Source organism: Candidatus Accumulibacter vicinus (assembly GCF_000584955.1).
Taxonomy (GTDB): Bacteria; Pseudomonadota; Gammaproteobacteria; order Burkholderiales; family Rhodocyclaceae; genus Accumulibacter; species Accumulibacter vicinus.
The window spans coordinates 10,983-11,353 of the sequence record NZ_JDSS02000032.1; the positions used below are offsets into that span (position 1 = coordinate 10,983).

At 73.0% G+C, this 371-nt stretch carries 1 protein-coding gene; it reads left to right on the top strand.

Annotated features, from left to right (window positions below; all coding sequences use genetic code 11):
• A partial coding sequence (locus CAPSK01_RS23235) for an Ig-like domain-containing protein (RefSeq protein WP_273703778.1) occupies positions 1-371 on the top strand: 371 nt, incomplete at both ends.

Consider the following 371-nt stretch of genomic DNA (forward strand, 5'->3'; position numbering starts at 1 on the left):
CCAATACCCCACCGACGGTCAGTCTCAGCGCGCCGGCGGCCGGCGCGGTCTTTACGCTGCCGGCGACGGTCACGCTGAGTGCGACAGCGAGCGGCGTCGAGGTCAACACGCCGATCACCCGGGTCGATTTCTACCAGGGAACGACCCTGATCGGCGGCGGCACGGCCAGCCCCTACACCCTCGCCTGGACGCCGACGACGGCCGGCAGTTACAGTCTCACGGCCAGAGCGACCGACAGCGCCGGCGGCGTGACGACCAGCACGGCCCGCACGGTCACGGTACAGGCGGGCAACCAGGCGCCGACCGTCAGCCTGACGGCCCCGGCCGCGGGCGCGAGTTTCGTCGCCCCCGCCGCGATCCCCCTGACCGCC